Raw genomic sequence first — 19,315 nt, forward strand, 5'->3', positions numbered from 1 at the left:
GGTCATATCAAGAGAGTTGTACAGCAGCAGGCGGCCGCTGAGGGTGGTGCCTTTGCCCAAAATAATCTTGATGGTTTCCGTGGCTTGAATCACGCCAATGATCCCCGGCAGAATCCCCAACACGCCCCCTTCGGCGCAGGAGGGAACCAGCCCCGGCGGCGGCGGTTCGGGATATAAATCGCGATAGTTAGGGCCGTCCTCATAGTTAAAGACCGTAGCCTGCCCTTCAAAGCGGAAGATGGAGCCATAGACATTGGGCTTGTCGAGCAGCACACAGGCATCGTTCACCAGGTAGCGGGTGGGGAAGTTGTCGGTGCCATCCACCACAATGTCGTAGGGACGGATGATATCGAGGGCATTGTCAGCGCTCAGGCGGGTTTCGTAGAGATCCACCTGACAGTTGGGGTTGATCTCCAAAATCCGATCCTTGGCGGAGGCAATCTTGGGCTTGCCCACCCAAGAGGTGCCGTGGATCACCTGACGCTGAAGGTTAGAGCGATCGACAATATCAAAATCAACGATGCCGATGCGCCCAACGCCCGCAGCAGCTAGATAGAGCAGCAGGGGAGAGCCAAGCCCACCGGTGCCAATACAGAGCACGCTGGCAGCCTTGAGCCGTTTTTGCCCCTCCAACCCCACCTCCGGCAAGATGAGGTGGCGAGAGTAGCGATCGTATTCATCGCGGCTAAGCTGGATGTCGTCCAGATTCGGGTTCAACATAGCAAATCTAACGGTAGTGAGTGGTGGGTATGGGGAAACGACAAGAGACGAAAACGAGATAGGGCAACCCAGAGTTCAGCTAGGAGCGATCGCCCCCCTTGGACTGAATGACGATCGGCTCAGCCTGAAACTGATGGTGTGGGTCTAACTTCCAGCATAAAAGGTCTTGGGGAATGCCGTGGCGAACTGAAACGATGATGTAAGAATAGTCCGGCCAAGCGCAGAGGCGATCGCATTCTGACGGACGGGCGGGATGGTCGGGGTGAGAATGGTAAATCCCAATTAAATTGGGGGTTCCGTCTCGATGGGTCAGGGTTCGAGCATAGCGCTGGGCCCGCAGTAAATCTTGAGGATCAATCCAATATCGGCGCGATCGCTGATCCTGCTGACGATCAACAACCAAGGACGGCTGAGCATTCGCCATCTGTTCAGCAGCGTCCATGTCCCAAGCATTGCGGGTGGGAATCACCTCTAGCAGCGATCGCTGGCTATCGGGAGTCGTGATGCCAATCAACAATCCACAGCATTCGTCTGGGTACGTCTGCTGGGCATGGTCGAACAGCAACTCAGCATGATCAGAGGTCAGATGCAGCACAGCGGCCCTTGTCCCTTCCGTAAACCATGAGACGACAGTTTTTCATTGTAAGGCTGGAACGAGAGTCTCAGGACATCGGGTCTGGGGAAAACTATTGCAAAATATTACACTCTGCCAGCCCATGTGCGATCGCTCCAAGTAACGTATCATCATACCCGCAGAGCGATCGCAAAGTGGGTTGAGCGATATGGGTTGTTGGATGAAAATAGCCTCCACAGGCGGTGCAGCCTTGTTCAGCCTAGGCGGGCTGCAGGGGTGTGGGATACCCCTACAGAAAAATCTAAGTCCTGCCCCACCATCATCGGACAATCTTGCCCAGGGACAAACGGTGACCAGTATGGATGGCACCTTTACGTTAACGTTGCCGAAAGGATGGCAGCGCGCACGCGATCTCCATGACCATGCTGATCTGCAAGTTTCTTATGAAGCTGAACAGCTTTACATCATTGTATTGAGAGATCTAAAAACATCAGGCGGCGATCGCTTAGATCTGTCCATTAACGATCACGCTATCCTCACCCTCAAGGCCCTTAGCAGTCGTCTAGTGGAACCCACCATCAGTCCACCCACAGCCGTGCAACGCATTGGTTCCTACCGAGCCCGACAAGTGGAGGTACAAGGACATCTAGACAGCGTAGCCGTCACCTACCTGCACACCACGATTGAAACTCGCCATGCCTTCTATCAGATCCTGGCATGGACAGCACCGGAGCAATTTGACAGCCATCGAGAAGAGCTTCAAAGGGTGATCGATAGTTTCCAAGAACTTTCCCAGCCTCTACCCTCACGGGATGAATCAGAGCCCAGTGAGTCAGAGCCCAGCGAGTTAGAGCCCAGTGCACCGCCTGAAAACGCGTCAGAGAGTACGTCACCCGAAGGCGAGGACAACACTTCAGCACCTCAGGAACAAGCCCCTAGCGATCTAGCACCAGAAGCCTCTGAGTCCCTGCCGGACGAGGAGAGCGATCGCTCCACGTCGGATATCACAAACGAACCTAATCCGAACGAGCCCAATGCCATGCCGCAGGATCCCTAGAACCGGCGAATAGCTTGCAGAGCCCATAAAACCCCCGTGCCAATCGATAGCAACAGCAGCAACGATAGGATGATCCCTGGCAAAAACGTCAGCAGCCCCACACCTCGGAGGATCCAAATCACTAGAGTGCTAGCCAAGCAACCCAAAAAAATCTTGGTTTCAAGCCGCAATGTTTGTAACATATCTACCTTCTATGGCGTTCTTCTATGGCGCTCATGGCTTCTAGAGCTGTTCACACCGTAACAACTACGGGAGGACAGCCTTCAAAATCGGCCAAGTTTTCACAATGAGGTCAAGAATGTCCGTAGTTTGACGGAAAAAGACATAAATTTTTGCCTAGAGTTATTAAGTTTTAGTATTTTCTCGGAGTTTTTTATAAAGAAGTGGCGAGTAAAACGGAACTATCGGGGAAGCTTGAAAGAGTATGTTCGGGTTGACTGATCCAAATCCATTCACCTGAGTGAGAATTCATGACTGCATTTCTGATAAACGCTAACGACGCCCCTTCATCGTCAGCGACAGACGTAAGCAAGACGGCATTACTCAACGGCGAGGTTCTTCTAGAAGCGCGATCGCACAGCGCTTGGGGAGGTGCGGTCACAGCCCAGATCTATGTGCCCTTAATCCGTCATGAGGTTTGGCAACATCTCACCAACTACCCTCGCTGGGTGGAGTACTTTCCCAATCTGACCCAGAGTGCCGTTCTTTCTAAAACAGGGCTCTCAAAATCTATTCGCCTCTACCAAGCAGCACGCAAAGAATTTCTGCTGCTGAAGGTGCAAGTTGAAATCTATCTACGCGTCTTTGAAATTGTGCAGGCCGATCACCAGCAGGTGCAATTTTGCATGGAGCAGGGCAGCTTTTCAGATTTTTATGCCCATCTTAAATTACAAGACTTCGGCTCAGGCACCTTGCTCACCTACGGGGTCAGTGCAACGCCGTCGATTCCGGTACCTAGTTTGCTCATCCAGCAAGCAATTCGCTTAGACCTACCCAACAACCTCCGCACCCTACGCCAAGTCCTCTGCCGTTCTTGAATCACTAACCAAAGGAACACCACAAGAGACCTATCAGTCTCTAAACTTGTCCAGCAGGTTTTTCCAAGATCCTGCTAGAGTCTATACCAGGGTTCATGCAGCTAGCAGTTGGCTAGGTGGTTCGGGTTCTAACATGCCAAACTGCGTGACTCACATTATGGATAGATCGATGTTTACTCAAGTGTTATGAGGGTTTGGTGAGGTTTATGTCTCTTGTAAAGCGTTTGACTCGTCGGTTCTTCTCGGCTGCGGCGATCGCCACCTGTTTGTTAACTGGAACAACCATCACAGTCATGGCTCAGGGGTTGCCAGGTCTAACCATTTTCAGCGGCGTTGACGATGGCTATGAGTTGGGCTATCGCCTAGACAACCAAGGCCGCTCTAACCGCTTTGATCGCTATCGACTGAGAATTCCGCCTGAGAAAATGGAATTCGCCGTATCGAGGTTTTCCATTACCTACCCAGACAACTACCGCATCAACTTCAATATTGAAAATGTTGACATTGAAGTCAAAGTCGATGGCGAAGAGGTTGTTATTGATGAAGCCAACTGGGATGTAGAAAATCGCGTCATTGATATCTATCCCCAGGCAGAAGTGCCCGCCAATAGCTCCGTAGAAGTCATCCTAGACAACATTCGTAACCCCCGCGCAGGGTTTTACTACTTCAACGCGCTGATTTATTCTCCAGGAGATTTACCCCTGGGTCGCTACGTCGGCACCTGGATTCTCAACCTGGGTGGCTAGGGGCGATCGCAAATCTATCCTCAAGATGACGGTAGGCATAGGCCATCTCTTCCAGCGCCCCGACCATGTCTACTTCTATTGACGAAAGTACGCCCAACTTATATAGTGTTAGACTGTGCTTCCGGCATGAATCAGATTTTAAAGAAGAGTTGGGTTCGTCATGACTAAGCGTACTCTCGGCGGTACTAGCCGCAAGCGCAAGAGAACATCAGGCTTCCGCGCTCGGATGCGGACAAAGAATGGACAACGGGTCATCAAGGCTAGACGAAATAAAGGTCGTGCTCGCCTGAGTGTCTAAGCTTTGCTTAGGCGCCTTCAATGACACCATGGCAGTTTTGATCATGGACACATTTTCTCCCCAAACCAATGTCTGGGGAGAGTTTTGTGTGGTCATGACCGTTATCTGGTTTGAGTTGATAGGTCTTAACAGCTTTTTTTGCCCCTCTCCTGATCTCAGAAGAGACAAGGCACTTGATAGGGCTATCAGGCTCCTAGAGTCGTGATGTGCTACGGTTCCTAGTCAAGTCTAGGCTAACTATTATCTAGTCCATCAACTTGGCGCCTGGGTTAGCGTATGGGTTATGTCTAACCTGAAAAGCTGACCAAGTTCCCCTAAGAGATTTGCAGCAATTCAGCACTTACTTATTAACTGCGGTCAATATCTGTTGTGTCTCTTGCTTCCCAGTATCGACTTCGGCAGCGTAAAGATTTCAGCACCGTTTATCGGCATGGACTGCGGTGTCAGGGCAAGGTTCTCACCCTGAGAGCGCTGCACCACGACACAACGTCGGAGAAAGGCTCTCAGCCTTCTCGCCTTGGGGTATCCATTAGCCACAAGGTCAGCAAGCGAGCCGTCAACCGAAATCGGATCAAGCGGCAAATTAAAGCGGCATTTCGCTATCTTTTGCCTGATGTGGCCAGAGGTTGGTGGCTCGTCATTGTGGTGAATCCCTCAGCGCTTCAGTGCGATTATGAGCAATTTCTGAGAGAATTGGAAGAGTTGCTGATACATGCAGAGGTCATTGATGGGCATTCGAGAAGACGTGCAGTATGAAGGTGGGCCCCATGTGGGCGACCTAATCATCAACATCCTGCTTGGGTTTACCGTGATCTGCCTGCCACTCACCGTGGGGGCGATCGTGCGGGCTATTTGGTTGCGGTATCGCATTACCGATCGCCGGATCTCCATTACCGGAGGCTGGCTAGGGCGCGAACGCTCCGATGTGATCTATTCCCAGGTTTCTAAAATTGTCAAAGTCCCCCGCGCACTGGGCATTTGGGGCGATATGGTGGTGACCTTAAAAGACGGTAGCCGTCTAGAAATGAAAGCCGTTCCCCGGTTCCGCGAGCTGTACGACTACATGAACGAACGGATTGCAGCCAAGGCTGACAAGAAGTCACCGAAGACACAATCTGCTTCATAAGCCATCCAACAACGTTTCTGCCATCGCACAAGCTTGACAGCTTGACGGAACGTCGTCCATCTCAAGAACCCTCCCATCACCGTAGCTCGATGGGTACGGTTGAGATGACCTCTTGCATCGCTACAATACACTTAGATTTCAAATAGACTAGATTCAGAGCAACTTAGGTTGGTATAGCAAGCATGGATTTTGGTATCGGTTTTCTCTCCAACAACGTAATGCTGCCGATCCTAGATTTTTTCTACGGGATCGTGCCCAGTTACGGTCTGGCGATCGTGGCTCTGACGCTGGTCATTCGATTTGCACTGTACCCATTGAGTGCTGGCTCGATCCGCAGTATGCGACGCATGCGAGTGGCCCAACCAGAGATGCAGAAACGGGTCAAAGAGGTGCAAGAGCGCTACAAGGATGACCCGGTCAAACAACGGGAAGCCATGGGTGATGTGTACAAAGAGTTTGGCAACCCGCTTTCCGGATGTTTTCCAGTTCTTTTGCAAATGCCCATCCTCTTTGCGCTATTCGCAACCCTGCGGGGATCACCGTTTGCTGATATCACCTACACCGTAGACCTGCAAATTTTTCCTCAAGAAAAAATTGAGCAGATCCAGCCCCAAGTCTATGCCACGAAACCTCAAAATATTTATGTTGTTGATGGCTACCACGTACCCATCACAGCCTTAATTCCCGGTGGAAATCGACTGGTTGTAGGAGAGAAGACAAAGGTCGATTTCCAAACTACAGAAGGCAAGCCTCTGCGGGAATTGTTGGCGGAAAAGCCTGATAGTGAAGTGACGCCCATGTGGACCGTCACCAAGGGTGAAGAACATGTGATCGTCAAGGAAGACGGCACGATTGAAGCTCTTGATCCCGGCGAAGTGACCCTTCAGGGCAAATTGACGGGCTTGGCTGCCAATAAAGGTTTCCTATTCATCAAAGCTCTCGGACGGGTGGGCGCTGTGGGCGATGGCGGCGAAATCCACTGGGATATCGTTGGCATGGTGTTGTTCTTTGGGCTTAGCCTCTATCTCAACCAACAGCTATCGGGGCAAGGTCAGAGTAGTGCCAATGCCAACCCTCAGCAAGCAGCGGTGAATAAAGCTACCCCGATTTTGTTCTCAGGGATGTTTTTGATCTTCCCGCTACCGGCTGGGGTGTTGATGTACATGGTGATTGCAAACATCTTCCAAACAGCTCAAACCTTCATTTTGTCCCGCGAACCCTTGCCTGAAAATCTTCAGAAGATTGTAGACGCCCAGGAAAAACAGGAAGAAGAGAAAGAGCGACTTCCCTTTGAACCTGGGACTCGGGGCAAGAAGGACAACAAGGATGATGCTGCTGAGGCGGCTAAAGCCCCCAAAGCGCGTTCTACACCTAAGAATGACAGCAAGCGATCGTCTAAGAAAAAGTCTTAAGGGGCAGATATGACAGACCAGCAACTGCAGCGCGGACAAGAGTGGCTTGAAACATTGCTGACCCATGCGGGGCTACCAGCAACCGTCACCATCGATCGCGATCGCTTAACGTCGGATAGCAGTTGCTGGTTGGTCATGGATGCAGCAGCCTTTACGCCAGAGCAAACTGCATCCCTTGTGGGGGAAAAAGGCTTAGGGCTAGATGCCATTCAATATCTAGCTAATACCATTCTGAACCTTGGGCAGCCTGAGGCAGAACAGCAGGCCTATACGGTGGAACTAGATGGCTATCGCGCCCATCGCCAAGCCGAACTACAGGCCATGGCAGAGGCGATCGCTGCTCAGGTGCAGCAAACCGGTGAGCCAGCAGAAATGACCGGGCTCTCATCAGCCGAACGCCGCCAAGTGCATACCTTCTTGAAAGAGTTTGATGACCTGAAGACTGAAAGTGTTGGGCGGGAGCCCGATCGCCGTTTAGTGGTTCGTCAGGCGTAGGCGTGATCTAAACAGACGTTCGTGAGGAGCATGGCACATGGCCATTCGATTGCAGCCGATTCACATTCCCCAATTGCTTCGGGCACCGGAACGTACAGATGTCACCCAGGTTCAGGAATACCTGCCGGATCTAGAAACATTGATGCCGGTTCAAGGCGTCATCCAAGTCACCCACAACGCCACCTATCTCGATGTGCGCGCGCAAGCGGAGACGATTGTCACCCTCACCTGCGATCGCTGCCTCAAGCAATATAATCACCGCCTTACCGTCGATGCCTCTGAACTGATCTGGTTATCCGATGGCTCCGAGGATGAAGCCAGTAACTTGGTCGAGAAAGAGACGCTGCTCGACGATTTGGTAGAATCTATCCCGCCTCAGGGATACTTTGACCTCGGCAGTTGGCTGTATGAGCAACTGTGCCTCGCCTTTCCCCATCGGCAACTGTGTGATGAATCCTGCGCGGGCATTCCCCTCGAAACCATGAGCACTCCGGCGCTAGTCGATCATCGTTGGGCATCTCTAGCTCAACTTAAATCCCAAATGGATCAGTCATCCTAAGCAAATTTCAGAGTCCCAGCGGCTAACGTCGCGGCGATACAGACCCAACCCATCTACGGGGGTTCAACATCCCCTAAGCTCTGAATGTCCTCTTCCATCTGACTCAAGCTATTCGTTGCACAGATCCATCAATGCTTTTCTAACGTCATGGTCAGCGAGCATCAGAAGCTAAACCAACGACAAGACAGGCACAAACCTTAGGCTTTTTAGGGAACAGTCCGGACGGGATCCCCTAGATCTGTAGAAAGGAATGGTAGATGCACCCTGATTCAGACCTCGAAGCCAACGGCTTCGGGGTTTTCTTTTTGGATTCATCGCTGTCTTACGGCGTCAAGGCAACTTGGGGGGTCAGCAACATCACCGTTTGGCCATTCACTATCATCGTCGTAAATCCAGCATCCCCAGCACTCTGAAGCACGGAAACCGCGATCGCTGCATCGGCCGTGAGGGTCGCGAGCAGGTAGGGGCGTTGTTGATAGACCACCAACCCCACAGAAGAGTCTAAAGTCTCTTGAAGAGCGATCGCGACATTAGGATCATTAAAATAATCCACTAAAACAGCATAGCCGCGCCCTAGAGCTTGAGGACGATAGCCCAGCCCCGCTGTTGTAGGTGCATCAGTGTCCTGTCCGGGTGCAGGACTTGCAGACACACTAGGTGCCGGACTCGTCGAGCCCGGCACCATTGGAAAATCTGCAGCGCTCAGCCCAGGAGACTCTGTTGGCAATTCAGAAGCTGTCGATTCAGAAGCTGTCGGAGACTGATCCGGCATAACCTCGGTAGGCGGTGTCGGGCTCGACACATCATCCACGACGTTCCCTACTGCCGTAGCTGGACGGGCAACGACGACATCAAGCCCACCAATATCGGTTAAATATTGTGCCCAGGTATTCGCCGTGTCCTGTTCCGTAAAACCACCCACCCGAGTCACATCTTGCTCTAGGTAGCGGCAGCGGGTGATCTCCGCATTGGGGGGCAGGGTTTGCCGGAGCTGGGTCTCGGTTGCATCCGAGTTATTGACCACCAATAGCAAATATTCTCCATCGGCTGGGGGTTGGCAATCTGCTAAGGATTGGGCGATCGCCCCCAGCTGGATGATCAAGGGCGTGGCGATCGCGATCGCTGCCCCCCAGCTTCGAAGCACCATCGTTCGCATGACCATGGAATCAGTCCTCCCGATTGGATGTAGGTTTCACCCGGCTGCCTGCTATGGACAACGTTTAAGACGCTGCCACTAACGACGCAAGGGGATTGGGAATCGACTCCGAAGGAGCCTGAAATTCACCCGTCAGCACAAACTCAAGGCGCAGCTTGAGCCAGACGATAAACGACTTATTGGTCGATACAACCGCCGCCGCGGGCTGGGGGCAAGCTGCCTTCACGGTGGCCATCTCCGGCGCATCTAAAAAGGCAGGTTGATGCACCAACCAAAAATCGACCTCGCGCTCCTGCTCTTGGTAGTAGCGATGCCGCTCCTTGAGCACTTCATCCAACGGTTCTTCTTCGGTCAAAAATTTTTCGCTTGCTAAAACAAAGTAGTAGGTTTCCATGGATTTTAGATGTGAATTTAACGTGGTTTGAACATGCATAGGAATGGATCAACGCCCTACGCCAACGAGCAGAACGAAGCCTAGCCATGGGAGCAGCGATCGCTCCCAACTAAGCCTAGAATTCACCGCGCATCACCTGCTTCATCTCGCGCACCGCCCGCTCTAGGCCCACCAAGGCGGCCCGGCTGATGATGGTATGCCCAATATTGAGTTCTTCCATCCCCTCCAGACAAGCAACGGGGTAGGTGTTCCAGTAAGTGAGCCCATGACCGGCATTCACTCGCAGCCCGGCCGCGATCGCCCGCTGACACCCCGCCGCCAACAGGGACAGCTCATGAGCCCGCTCCGCCTCGTGGTGAGCCTCAGCATAGCGACCCGTGTGCAGTTCGATAAACTGCGCCTGCACCGCTGCTGAAGCGTCGATTTGGGCTGGATCCGCATCAATAAAGAGACTGACGGGAATGCCTGCCTGCTGTAGGGCTTCAACCACCTGGGCCATGCGATCTTGCTGCCCAGCAATATCTAGCCCGCCTTCGGTGGTCACCTCTTGCCGCCGTTCAGGAACCAGGGTGACATAATCGGGCTGGATGTCAAGAGCGATCGCCACCATCTCCTCTGTGGCAGCCATCTCCAAGTTCAGATGGGTTCTCACCGTTTGACGCAGCAGACGTACATCCCGATCTTGGATATGTCTCCGATCTTCCCGAAGATGGACTGTAATGCCATCGGCCCCAGCCAGTTCTGCCAGCACCGCCGCCGCCACTGGATCAGGCTCCACCGTGCGTCGCGCTTGACGAAGGGTGGCAATGTGGTCGATGTTAACCCCCAAGGTAGGCAAGATGGTTCTCCTAATTGCGTAGATCCTAATTGCGTAGAGTGACTGCAGAACATCCGTGGGGAAGCATGACCTCAATCCTTGAGGTTTGCCATGTCTAGGGTATAAAGCCTAGGCTTTGGATAAACTGCACATTTGCCATCTTACCCGACTCAGCAGGGGGTTGTTGCCCTATTTACCAGGAGATCGATCCCACATAGCAACGGAGAATTCGATAGGATGGCGATCGCCATCCAAAATTCCAGCGGACAGGACGACAAACATCAAGGTTTCACAACTAAGTTTTCCGGGGAGAGTCGTGAGAAAAGCCGTTCCGTACCCGCATAATAGAGGTTTAGTCGTTCAATACCGTAAAAATCATGGGGCGCGCCAAAAAAGTTGTACTGGCCTATTCAGGTGGGGTTGATACCTCCGTATGTATTCCCTACCTCAAACATGAGTGGGGGGTTGAGGAAGTCATTACCCTAGCAGCCGATCTAGGTCAGGGAGATGAGCTAGAACCAATTCGGGTGAAAGCGCTCAAGTCTGGGGCCAACGAATCACTCGTGGCGGATCTCACGACAGAATTTATTGAACATTATGCCTTTCCCTCTATTCAAGCCAATGCCCTCTATGAAAATCGCTATCCGTTATCTACTGCACTAGCTCGCCCATTGATTGCCAAGCGATTGGTGGAAGTGGCGGCGGAGTATGGGGCTGATGCGGTCGCCCATGGCTGTACCGGTAAGGGCAATGACCAAGTGCGGTTTGACGTGGCGATCGCTGCCTTAAACCCCGATATCAAAGTGCTAGCGCCAGCTCGGGAATGGGGCATGAGCCGCGAAGAGACCATTGCCTATGGTGAGCGCTATGGCATTGAATCGCCGGTGAAAAAGTCTTCGCCCTACAGCATCGATCGCAACCTACTGGGTCGCAGTATTGAAGCTGGGCCGCTGGAAGATCCTTGGCACGAGCCCCTTGAAGAAATCTATCTGCTCACCCAAGCGATCGCCAACACCCCCGACGAACCGGAGTATGTGGACATCAGCTTCGAGCAAGGTCTACCCACCGCGCTTAACGACACCCCCCTCGCACCGGTTGAGCTGATCAGCCAACTGAACGAGACCGTGGGCCGCCATGGCGTTGGTCGGATTGACATGATCGAAAACCGCCTCGTCGGCATCAAATCGCGGGAGATCTATGAAGCTCCGGCGTTGATTGTCCTCATTCAAGCGCACCGCGATCTCGAAAGCTTGGTGCTCACCGCCGATGTCAGCCACTACAAGCGCGGCATCGAAGAGACCTACTCCCAGTTGGTCTACAACGGTCTGTGGTATAGCCCCTTGAAGCTGGCCCTAGACGCCTTTATTCAACAAACCCAAACGCGGGTGACCGGGAAGGTGCGGGTGAAGCTGTTTAAAGGCACAGCCACCGTGGTGGCTCGCCAAGCCGAAACCTCCCTCTATACACCTGACCTAGCAACCTACGGTGCCGATGATCAGTTTGATCACAAGGCAGCAGAAGGGTTCATCTACGTATGGGGTCTGCCCACGCGGGTATGGTCTCAAAAGCTCCGCCAAACCCCCTAGGGGGCGATCGCAGTCCCAGCACCGGTCATCCACGGAGCACTCATGCTGGGGCTGCAAATGATCTAAATGCGCTAGGATGCTGAGATGTAAGCAGCGATGGATCGCTATGGAGCAAGACTCTCTGCCCACAGAGATCATTCTGAGTCATTCCCACGAAACCCTAGAGTGTGTGATCTTAGAGGGACATCCTCAGCCTGGCTCATGCCTAGAAGTAGCAGGGAAAACCTACACCGTATTAGAGCGACGGCATCGCTACCATCTGCGAGACGGGCGATATCAGCTTCACACCATTGTCCTATCCGTTCAAGCTAGCCCTCGCCCCGATGAGAAATCTTGGGTGAACGGGCGCTGGACGCTAGGTGATGCTACCTGCCGCTTTCATGCCGGCTCAGAACTTGTGCGCTGCGCTGTATCTCCATCTGGACCCTGTCATGGCTGTCGGTTTTATGAGCCTGCCATCGGTCAATCTTGATGGAAGTTTGTTATGTTGAGAGAAGCTAGGGATGCCTTAGCAGCGCTAGGGATGCCTCTACAACCCATCGAGAAACAGGACTAGAAAGCGAGCTTTCTATAGAATCTGTCGAGCTTACTCGTATAACCTTGGATCCCTGGTAAGTAAGGTGGGCAATGTCCACCTTTTGAGGATACAGGGATATTGAGCGTCAACCCTACTGGCGTATCCAGGACGGAAGGTGTGGATCGTGGGAAACGAAATAAGTATGGGAATGCCCCCATAACTCCCCGGGTTCTAACCAGTTATTCTTGTAGTTCATGATGGAAGCAAGGTCTATACCCTGGTTCCTGCGCTTACCGCTGGATGTTCCTCACCTAGATGCACCACGATAGATCACGTTTCTCCCTCTTCACATCCGTTGTGCTCTATGCGATCGCCAGCAGTGCCTGGTTGCTCGGCAGCGATCGCCTCCTTGCCTGGATGCTGCAGCAGCCCAGCCGTCATGGCTTTGTTCAAGCATTGACCGACCTAAGCTGGATCGGGTTCAGTTGTCTCTATATCATCTGGCTCATGAGGCGCGATCGCTTCCGCCCCACGCCCATTCAGCTTGTAGTCACTACCGCCAACAAGAAAGATTCTAGCCCTGAGCTAGCGGCACCAGAACCCCATGCTGCCTCCCAAGTCAGTCCCCATGATGCACAGCTCTATGCGGACTTACAGCAAGCGATCCAGCGACAAGAGTTTCGCCTCTGCTATCAGCCCATCGTGCTGCTAACCAGTGAAGACCTCGTTGGATTTGAAGCCCTGATTCGATGGCGACATCCTACAGATGGGGAGCGATCGCCAGTGCAGTTTATGCCCCTAGTGGAAACAACCGATCTAACAGCCGTCATTGATGCCTGGGTGCTAGAAGAAGCCTGTCGGCAAATGAAATGGTGGCAGCAGCATTACCCGATCGCCCGATCGCTGGTGGTTAGCGTCAATCTATCCGGTCAACAGTTTTGCCAGCCCAATCTGGTTACGTGGGTTCAATCTGTTTTGGATCGCACCGGACTACCCGCCAAAAACCTTAAGCTGGAAGTCACCGAAACCACCCTGATGAAGGATGCTCAGCTTGCTGTAGAGTTGCTGGAGCAGCTCAATCAGATGGGCGTCAAGTTATCCATTGACGACTTCGGGACAGGCTACTCATCCTTGAGCTACCTCTACCGCTTTCCGATGGATACCCTGAAGATTGATCGATCTTTTCTCAACCACATTGACGTGGATGGAGAGCAGGTGGAACTGGTGCGCACCATCCTGATGTTGGCTTGGAATCTTGGTCTAGACACGATCGCCGAAGGTATCGAGACCCCGATGCAGCTTGCCCAGCTTAAATCCCTACGCTGCACTTACGGCCAGGGATTTCTCTTCTCGGAACCCCTAGAGGCATCCGAGATGGGCAAGTTTCTGAAAAAATGTCAGCAGGCAAACCATCTTTAGAGAGATCTAGAAGGCGATCGCCCCAAGTGCATCTGGCAACCGTTGACTAAAGCATGGCTGGGCCGGCATAGGAAATGAACAGACCGCGCACAAGCTGCAGCGCCAGAATCGCCAGCATGGGCGAGATGTCAATCATGCCTAGGGGCGGAATGAAGGAGCGAAAGACATTGAGAAACGGATCGGTGATCTGCTGCAGCGCCGCCAACAGCGGGTTGCTCCAGTCGATGGTGGGGAACCAGGTTAGCAGAATGCGGATGAATAGAAGTGCGGTGTAGAAGTTTAGGAAATTAATTAGAGACGTGGCGATTAGTTGACTCATATCTCTCTATGCTTACGTGATGGAAAGGTTGTGACTGTTGATGTCTTCTAGTTTAACGGAAGATAGACCGACTGCGGAGTCAGACCATGAAGCGGTGACCCTCTGTTATCACACCAGTGTGATCGAACAAGCCTGCCAAAACGATGGTTAACCCATCGATAAGGTCAAGCCGGTTAGTTGGAGTCGGAGGCGATCGCATTATCGGCAGCATCAGCCTGGCCATTGCCATCCACACTGCTCAGTTGTTGACGTACATCATCGATGGCATCGTTGAGCTGAGCAATTTTGTCTTCTAGGCCACGTCGTGCCATCTCAATACTTTCCTCCGTGGGTGCAGCCAAGCGGCGTTTACGTGCTTTGTCATCAAGGGGTTTAAACGTCTTGTCCTCTGTCTCATTGCTGGATAGACGCGAGGCAACCACCACACCCAACACTCCACCCACAACGCCACCGAGGATACTCCCCAGCAAAAAACCACCCAAAAAATTATCAGACTGACTCATCTTAAACTCCTATATGGCAACGCCTAGAGATGACGGTTGGGTCACGACAACAAGCAATGGGATTGACCCAGCAGCTAGCCCTATCCTAGAACAGGGTGTTACCGCTGCCTATGGTGCCTACTCCGTTCCAAAGGTGCGATCGCCCGCATCACCTAGCCCTGGAACAATAAAACCGTAGTCATTCAGACGCTCATCAATGGCGGCGGTAAAGATTTTTAAGGACGCATATTCCGCGCTCAGCTTTTGCAGCGCCGTGGGAGCAACCACCACAGAGATAAACCGCACCCACTCAGGATTCACCCCTCGCTTCACCAGTTCTGCCATCACCGTCATACTCGTGCCGCCGGTCGCCAGCATGGGTTCTGGAATCAGCACGCGGGTATTAGGATCAAACCGCTCCGGCAATTTGTTGAGATACCAACTGGGTTCGAGGGTTTCTTCGTTTCGGGCCAGACCAATGTGGTAGATGGATGCCAAGGGCAATAGAGACTGAGCTCCATCCAGCATCGACAGCCCCGCCCGCAAAATGGGGATGACCGCTACGGGCACCTCAGGATTAATGAACGTAGCCGGGCAGGAAGCCAAGGGCGTTTGCACCTGAGCATCGAGGGTCGGCAACCAATCGCGGATAGCCTCGTAGGTGAGCCAGCGTCCTAGCTCGGTCATCGCACTGCGGAATAGCATCGATGGCGTACCCTGATCGCGGGCCACCGCTAGCCAATGCTGAATTAAGGGATGGGGGGGAACATAAACCCGGAGTTGCAGAGTCATAGTGTCTTAGATCGGCGTGGAGATGGAGTCTAGATCGCAGTTCCGATCGCCCGTAGGCAGGTCGGAAATCTGCCATATCATACCCTGTTCCCTTTCCAGATAGTTCAGCCAGCTCAGGTTCCGGCAGCCGGCCTATCCCCCAACTTATTGAGAGAAGATTTTAATAGTCATTGTCTTCTGGGCTAGCGAGCGATCGCCTTCTGACTCCCGACTGCCCAGCTCGCCAGGGGAGATCATCGCCCATGAAGTCCCGCTAGTTTCTGAGAAAACCTTCAGCCTTACCAACCAAAGGCGGTATGATCAGCAAGCCGGACTAGTGTTGATCATCATCTGCCACCACCCCGCCCAGTATTTCCAAAAAATAATTGCCTTTAGTATTGACAATTATTTTCAACAAGCTCTATAGTAATTTCATAGTGTTCTCCTCTCGAGGAATCGGCAGGTGGGATTAGTTAGCAGGCTAGTCCCACATTTTTTTGCCTAGTTTTGGGTAGGACGACCGCTATCCCCGCCATCAATCCCCGATACACTAGATTGGGTGAGTCTTTAAACATTGCGGGAATTGGTATCTATGTCGGTCATGTCAGATGCGGTTCAGCCCCCCTCCGATGCCCTTGAAGCCGGTCTGTCTCTGGAGGCGATCGCTCAGGAAACTTTTGATGTGATTGTGGTTGGCTCTGGGATTGGCGGATTGGTGACGGCCACCCAGCTAGCTGCCAAGGGCGCGAAGGTGCTGGTGCTAGAGCGCTACCTGATTCCCGGTGGCAGTGCTGGCTATTTTGAACGCCAAGGCTATCGGTTTGACGTCGGCGCATCGATGATTTTTGGGTTTGGCGATCGCGGCACCACCAACCTGCTCACCCGCGCCCTAGAGGCCGTGGGCATGAGCCTAGAAACCATTCCCGACCCGGTGCAGATCCATTACCATCTGCCCGACCAGCTCAAGATCCGCGTCCATCGCGACTACGAAGCCTTCATCCAAGAACTCACCCAGGCCTTTCCCCACGAAGCTCAGGGTATTCGCCGCTTCTACGACGAATGCTGGGCGGTCTTCAACTGCCTCAACGCCATGGAGCTGCTGTCCCTCGAAGAACTGGGCTACCTCACCCGCGTATTTTTTCAGCATCCCTTCGCCTGCCTGGGCTTGGTGAAGTATCTGCCCCAAAATGTGGGCGATATTGCCCGCCGTTACATTAGCGATCCGGTGCTGCTGAAGTTCATTGACATTGAATGCTACTGCTGGTCAGTCGTACCCGCCGATCTAACACCGATGATCAACGCGGGCATGGTGTTTAGCGATCGCCACTATGGCGGCATCAACTACCCCAAAGGCGGCGTGGGCAAAATTGCCGAGAAGTTAGTGGAAGGGCTAGAGAAAGCCGGTAGCCGCATTCTGTATCGAGCCAGGGTCAACGAGATTGTTGTAGAGCAAGGCCGGGCCGTAGGTGTACGCCTAGCCTCAGGAGAGGTGCTGCGGGCGAAGCGCATCGTCTCCAACGCTACCCGCTGGGACACCTTCGAAAAACTGATGCCCGCCACGCCCCTGCCACCCAAAGAAGCCCGCTGGCAGCAGCGCTATCGCAAGTCTCCCAGTTTCCTGAGTTTACACCTGGGCGTCAGAGCCGATGTGGTTCCCGCCGATGCCGACTGCCATCACATCATCGTGGACGACTGGCAGCAGATGGAAGACGCCTACGGCACCCTATTTCTGTCCATCCCCACCCTGCTGGATCCCGACCTCGCACCGCCGGGGCACCACATTTTCCATAGCTTCACCCCCTGCTGGATTGAAGATTGGCAAGGACTATCACCCAGTGACTACGAGGCCAAGAAAGAAGCGATCGCTGCCGATATGATCCAGCGCTTGGAAACCATTTTCCCCGGTCTTTCCGCCGCCTTGGACTATCAAGAAATCGGCACCCCCCGCACCCACCGTCGCTTCCTGGGACGAGACGATGGCACCTACGGCCCGATTCCCTCCAAGAAACTCCTGGGTCTATTGGGGATGCCGTTTAACCGCACATCAATTCCGGGGCTGTACTGCGTGGGAGATAGTACCTTTCCAGGACAGGGGCTGAATGCGGTGGCGTTTTCCGGCTTTGCCTGTGGGCATCGGGTGGCGGTAGATCTAGGCTTTTAGGATAATCCATCTCGTCAATACTCTTATCACTCAGAGGTAGGCCGGCAGCGGTAAACTGCAAAAGCTTACCTAACGTATTGCATCAACCGAAAATCACGATGACCATTGCCCACTGGCATAACGATTACTGCACAGGAGACGATCGCATCGATCGCGAACATCGCAGCTTGTTTGACATGGTGAATGACCTGCACCATGCCCTAGAACGATCCGCCCCGCTCTTGGAACTACGGGATTTATTAACCACCATGGCGACCCATACGGTGGAGCACTTCCGCCACGAAGAAGCCCTGATGCAAGATCACCAATACCCCGGCTATGCCCGCCATAAGCAGGTGCATGATAACTTGCTGGCCAAGGTGAACAGCTTAATCAGCCGCCTGGAGCGAGACGAAGCGGTTCTAGGCTCCGAGGTGACGGACTGCCTAACCGAATGGCTCGCCCACCACATTCGCGGCGAAGACCAAAGCATGATTCGCTTTTTGCAGGCCCAGAACCAGACCCTGTTGCAACCTACCCTAAACCACTGATGATCATCCCTTGGCTATCCCCTCTGGCCCAGTTGGCCTCCCCCGGTTCCATCGCCTTTGAGCTGGGCCCGATCGCCATACGCTGGTATGGGCTGCTGATTGCCACGGCGCTGATTATCGGCATGTCGTTGGCGCAGCGGTTGGGTAAACAGTTTGGGTTGACCTCCGACCAGATTGGCGAGTTGGCCATTTGGCTGGTCTGCGGAGCCATTCCGGGGGCACGGCTCTACTACGTGGCCTTTGAGTGGTCGCGCTATGCGGAACACCCCTGGCGGGTGCTGGCAATTTGGCAGGGGGGCATTGCGATTCATGGCGCAATCCTAGGGGGGGCGATCGCCACTCTGCTGTTTGCCCGGCGCAATCGGCTCTCCTTTTGGCAATTGGCAGATGTGGTGGCCCCGTCGCTGATCTTGGGCCAGGCCCTGGGTCGCTGGGGCAATTTTTTCAACTCCGAAGCCTTTGGCCGGCCCACGGATGTGCCTTGGCGGCTGTATATTCCCCCGGCCCAGCGCCCTCCGGGCCTGGCCGATGTGGCCTACTACCATCCCACGTTTCTCTACGAATCTCTGTGGAACTTGGGAGTTTTGGCTATTTTGCTGGGTCTGTTTGTCTGGGGATTGCGCCATCCGGGACGGCTGAAGCGCGGCACGATCTTTTTGGTCTATGCGGTGGCCTATAGTCTGGGTCGGGTGTGGATTGAGGCACTGCGGCTGGATAGCCTCATGCTGGGGCCGCTGAGGGTGGCGCAGGTGGTGAGCTTGACGGGGATTGCGTTGGGCGTCGTTGGACTGGTGTGGCTGTATGGTCTAAAGCGATCGCTCCCCGATACTCAAAATCCCCCAGTGTCGTAACCCCGTAACCTAGCCGCTGGCGGACATCAAAAAGCTAATCCGCCTATCCCGCCAGAAGGGATCCCTTCAAGCCATTTGCAAGGAACGACCAAACAAGTGAGGGGGTGGAAGCGGTTCATTGTTGTCTTGCGCTGAGGTGATCAGCAACTCCAGGACGGCCTGAGCATTGGCCAGTGCTTCGGCGTAGGTGGTGCCGTGGGTGTGGCAAAATTCGCCCCATTCTGGCAGGCTAACCACGTAGCATTGGTCGTCTTCTGACCACTGAATCAGGATCGTATAGTAGCTCGT

Annotated in this window: 25 protein-coding genes; 15 read left to right on the plus strand and 10 right to left on the minus strand. The window is 53.5% G+C overall.

The window, feature by feature from the left end:
- Both moeB and V6D20_18830 read right to left on the minus strand, forming a co-directional pair.
- On the minus strand, nucleotides 1-720 hold a 720-nt coding region (moeB, locus tag V6D20_18825; GenBank protein ID HEY9817834.1), incomplete at its 3' end, for a molybdopterin-synthase adenylyltransferase MoeB.
- A 79-nt stretch (nucleotides 721-799) separates the two neighbouring features.
- Entirely contained in the window at nucleotides 800-1,315 is a 516-nt protein-coding gene (locus V6D20_18830) for a M67 family metallopeptidase (protein HEY9817835.1), read from the minus strand.
- Between the two features lie 199 nt (nucleotides 1,316-1,514).
- On the opposite strand from V6D20_18830, the gene V6D20_18835 reads away from it, so the two are divergent.
- Nucleotides 1,515-2,351: a hypothetical protein gene (locus V6D20_18835; GenBank protein ID HEY9817836.1), complete on the plus strand. Its 837-nt coding sequence runs from the start codon at nucleotides 1,515-1,517 to the stop codon at nucleotides 2,349-2,351.
- Here the strand turns inward: V6D20_18835 and V6D20_18840 are convergent.
- Nucleotides 2,348-2,488, minus strand: a complete 141-nt coding sequence (locus V6D20_18840) for a hypothetical protein (protein ID HEY9817837.1) — start codon at nucleotides 2,486-2,488, stop codon at nucleotides 2,348-2,350. The two genes, V6D20_18835 and V6D20_18840, sit on opposite strands and share 4 nt — an antisense overlap.
- Before the next feature lie 333 nt (nucleotides 2,489-2,821).
- On the opposite strand from V6D20_18840, the gene V6D20_18845 reads away from it, so the two are divergent.
- The 8 genes from V6D20_18845 to V6D20_18880 all read left to right on the plus strand — a co-directional run bounded on the left by V6D20_18845 (nucleotide 2,822) and on the right by V6D20_18880 (nucleotide 8,024).
- The gene (locus V6D20_18845) at nucleotides 2,822-3,388 is read left to right on the plus strand and encodes an SRPBCC family protein (GenBank protein ID HEY9817838.1); all 567 of its coding nucleotides are present in this window, start codon (nucleotides 2,822-2,824) and stop codon (nucleotides 3,386-3,388) included.
- Between the two features lie 206 nt (nucleotides 3,389-3,594).
- Entirely contained in the window at nucleotides 3,595-4,134 is a 540-nt protein-coding gene (locus V6D20_18850; protein ID HEY9817839.1) for a DUF2808 domain-containing protein, read from the plus strand.
- 160 nt (nucleotides 4,135-4,294) lie between these two features.
- Nucleotides 4,295-4,432 (plus strand): 50S ribosomal protein L34, encoded by a 138-nt coding sequence (gene rpmH / locus V6D20_18855; GenBank protein ID HEY9817840.1) that lies wholly within the window; start codon nucleotides 4,295-4,297, stop codon nucleotides 4,430-4,432.
- Nucleotides 4,433-4,801: 369 nt separating this feature from the next.
- Nucleotides 4,802-5,188, plus strand: a complete 387-nt coding sequence (rnpA, locus tag V6D20_18860; GenBank protein ID HEY9817841.1) for a ribonuclease P protein component — start codon at nucleotides 4,802-4,804, stop codon at nucleotides 5,186-5,188.
- On the plus strand, nucleotides 5,160-5,558 hold the full coding sequence (locus tag V6D20_18865) for a PH domain-containing protein (GenBank protein ID HEY9817842.1): 399 nt from the start codon (nucleotides 5,160-5,162) through the stop codon (nucleotides 5,556-5,558). Before rnpA ends, V6D20_18865 begins: the two co-directional genes overlap by 29 nt.
- Before the next feature lie 182 nt (nucleotides 5,559-5,740).
- On the plus strand, nucleotides 5,741-6,970 hold the full coding sequence (gene yidC, locus V6D20_18870) for a membrane protein insertase YidC (GenBank protein HEY9817843.1): 1,230 nt from the start codon (nucleotides 5,741-5,743) through the stop codon (nucleotides 6,968-6,970).
- A 9-nt stretch (nucleotides 6,971-6,979) separates the two neighbouring features.
- Complete coding sequence (locus tag V6D20_18875; protein HEY9817844.1) at nucleotides 6,980-7,465, plus strand: R3H domain-containing nucleic acid-binding protein; 486 nt, start codon at nucleotides 6,980-6,982, stop codon at nucleotides 7,463-7,465.
- A 37-nt stretch (nucleotides 7,466-7,502) separates the two neighbouring features.
- A complete protein-coding gene (locus tag V6D20_18880; GenBank protein ID HEY9817845.1) occupies nucleotides 7,503-8,024 on the plus strand; it encodes a YceD family protein in 522 nt (173 codons plus the stop codon).
- Between the two features lie 322 nt (nucleotides 8,025-8,346).
- On the opposite strand, the gene V6D20_18885 is transcribed toward V6D20_18880, so the two are convergent.
- The 3 genes from V6D20_18885 to V6D20_18895 all read right to left on the minus strand — a co-directional run bounded on the left by V6D20_18885 (nucleotide 8,347) and on the right by V6D20_18895 (nucleotide 10,412).
- A complete protein-coding gene (locus tag V6D20_18885; protein ID HEY9817846.1) occupies nucleotides 8,347-9,186 on the minus strand; it encodes a hypothetical protein in 840 nt (279 codons plus the stop codon).
- A gap of 58 nt (nucleotides 9,187-9,244) precedes the next feature.
- A complete protein-coding gene (locus V6D20_18890) occupies nucleotides 9,245-9,574 on the minus strand; it encodes an MgPME-cyclase complex family protein (GenBank protein ID HEY9817847.1) in 330 nt (109 codons plus the stop codon).
- 115 nt (nucleotides 9,575-9,689) lie between these two features.
- Nucleotides 9,690-10,412 (minus strand): pyridoxine 5'-phosphate synthase, encoded by a 723-nt coding sequence (locus tag V6D20_18895; GenBank protein HEY9817848.1) that lies wholly within the window; start codon nucleotides 10,410-10,412, stop codon nucleotides 9,690-9,692.
- Between the two features lie 356 nt (nucleotides 10,413-10,768).
- Here V6D20_18895 and V6D20_18900 point away from each other — a divergent pair, with 356 nt between their 5' ends.
- The 3 genes from V6D20_18900 to V6D20_18910 all read left to right on the plus strand — a co-directional run bounded on the left by V6D20_18900 (nucleotide 10,769) and on the right by V6D20_18910 (nucleotide 13,913).
- On the plus strand, nucleotides 10,769-11,977 hold the full coding sequence (locus tag V6D20_18900) for an argininosuccinate synthase (GenBank protein HEY9817849.1): 1,209 nt from the start codon (nucleotides 10,769-10,771) through the stop codon (nucleotides 11,975-11,977).
- A 106-nt stretch (nucleotides 11,978-12,083) separates the two neighbouring features.
- Nucleotides 12,084-12,449: a DUF6464 family protein gene (locus V6D20_18905; protein HEY9817850.1), complete on the plus strand. Its 366-nt coding sequence runs from the start codon at nucleotides 12,084-12,086 to the stop codon at nucleotides 12,447-12,449.
- 360 nt (nucleotides 12,450-12,809) lie between these two features.
- Nucleotides 12,810-13,913, plus strand: a complete 1,104-nt coding sequence (locus V6D20_18910) for an EAL domain-containing protein (protein HEY9817851.1) — start codon at nucleotides 12,810-12,812, stop codon at nucleotides 13,911-13,913.
- Between the two features lie 46 nt (nucleotides 13,914-13,959).
- Here the strand turns inward: V6D20_18910 and V6D20_18915 are convergent, their stop codons facing one another.
- The 3 genes from V6D20_18915 to upp all read right to left on the minus strand — a co-directional run bounded on the left by V6D20_18915 (nucleotide 13,960) and on the right by upp (nucleotide 15,506).
- The gene (locus V6D20_18915) at nucleotides 13,960-14,232 is read right to left on the minus strand and encodes a YggT family protein (GenBank protein HEY9817852.1); all 273 of its coding nucleotides are present in this window, start codon (nucleotides 14,230-14,232) and stop codon (nucleotides 13,960-13,962) included.
- Between the two features lie 173 nt (nucleotides 14,233-14,405).
- Nucleotides 14,406-14,735 (minus strand): hypothetical protein, encoded by a 330-nt coding sequence (locus V6D20_18920; GenBank protein ID HEY9817853.1) that lies wholly within the window; start codon nucleotides 14,733-14,735, stop codon nucleotides 14,406-14,408.
- 117 nt (nucleotides 14,736-14,852) lie between these two features.
- Nucleotides 14,853-15,506 carry a uracil phosphoribosyltransferase gene (gene upp / locus V6D20_18925; GenBank protein ID HEY9817854.1) on the minus strand — a complete coding sequence of 218 codons (654 nt, stop codon included), beginning with the start codon at nucleotides 15,504-15,506 and terminating at the stop codon, nucleotides 14,853-14,855.
- 580 nt (nucleotides 15,507-16,086) lie between these two features.
- Here upp and crtH point away from each other — a divergent pair.
- The 3 genes from crtH (at nucleotide 16,087) to lgt (ending at nucleotide 19,027) form a co-directional block, all read left to right on the plus strand.
- Nucleotides 16,087-17,646 (plus strand): carotenoid isomerase, encoded by a 1,560-nt coding sequence (gene crtH, locus V6D20_18930; GenBank protein ID HEY9817855.1) that lies wholly within the window; start codon nucleotides 16,087-16,089, stop codon nucleotides 17,644-17,646.
- Nucleotides 17,647-17,744: 98 nt separating this feature from the next.
- Nucleotides 17,745-18,176 carry a bacteriohemerythrin gene (locus V6D20_18935; protein ID HEY9817856.1) on the plus strand — a complete coding sequence of 144 codons (432 nt, stop codon included), beginning with the start codon at nucleotides 17,745-17,747 and terminating at the stop codon, nucleotides 18,174-18,176.
- Nucleotides 18,176-19,027 (plus strand): prolipoprotein diacylglyceryl transferase, encoded by an 852-nt coding sequence (lgt, locus tag V6D20_18940; GenBank protein HEY9817857.1) that lies wholly within the window; start codon nucleotides 18,176-18,178, stop codon nucleotides 19,025-19,027. Before V6D20_18935 ends, lgt begins: the two co-directional genes overlap by 1 nt.
- A gap of 66 nt (nucleotides 19,028-19,093) precedes the next feature.
- On the opposite strand, the gene V6D20_18945 is transcribed toward lgt, so the two are convergent.
- On the minus strand, nucleotides 19,094-19,315 hold a 222-nt coding region (locus V6D20_18945), incomplete at its 5' end, for a type II toxin-antitoxin system HicB family antitoxin (GenBank protein HEY9817858.1).

The organism is Candidatus Obscuribacterales bacterium (assembly GCA_036703605.1).
In the GTDB taxonomy this organism is placed as follows: Bacteria; Cyanobacteriota; Cyanobacteriia; order RECH01; family RECH01; genus RECH01.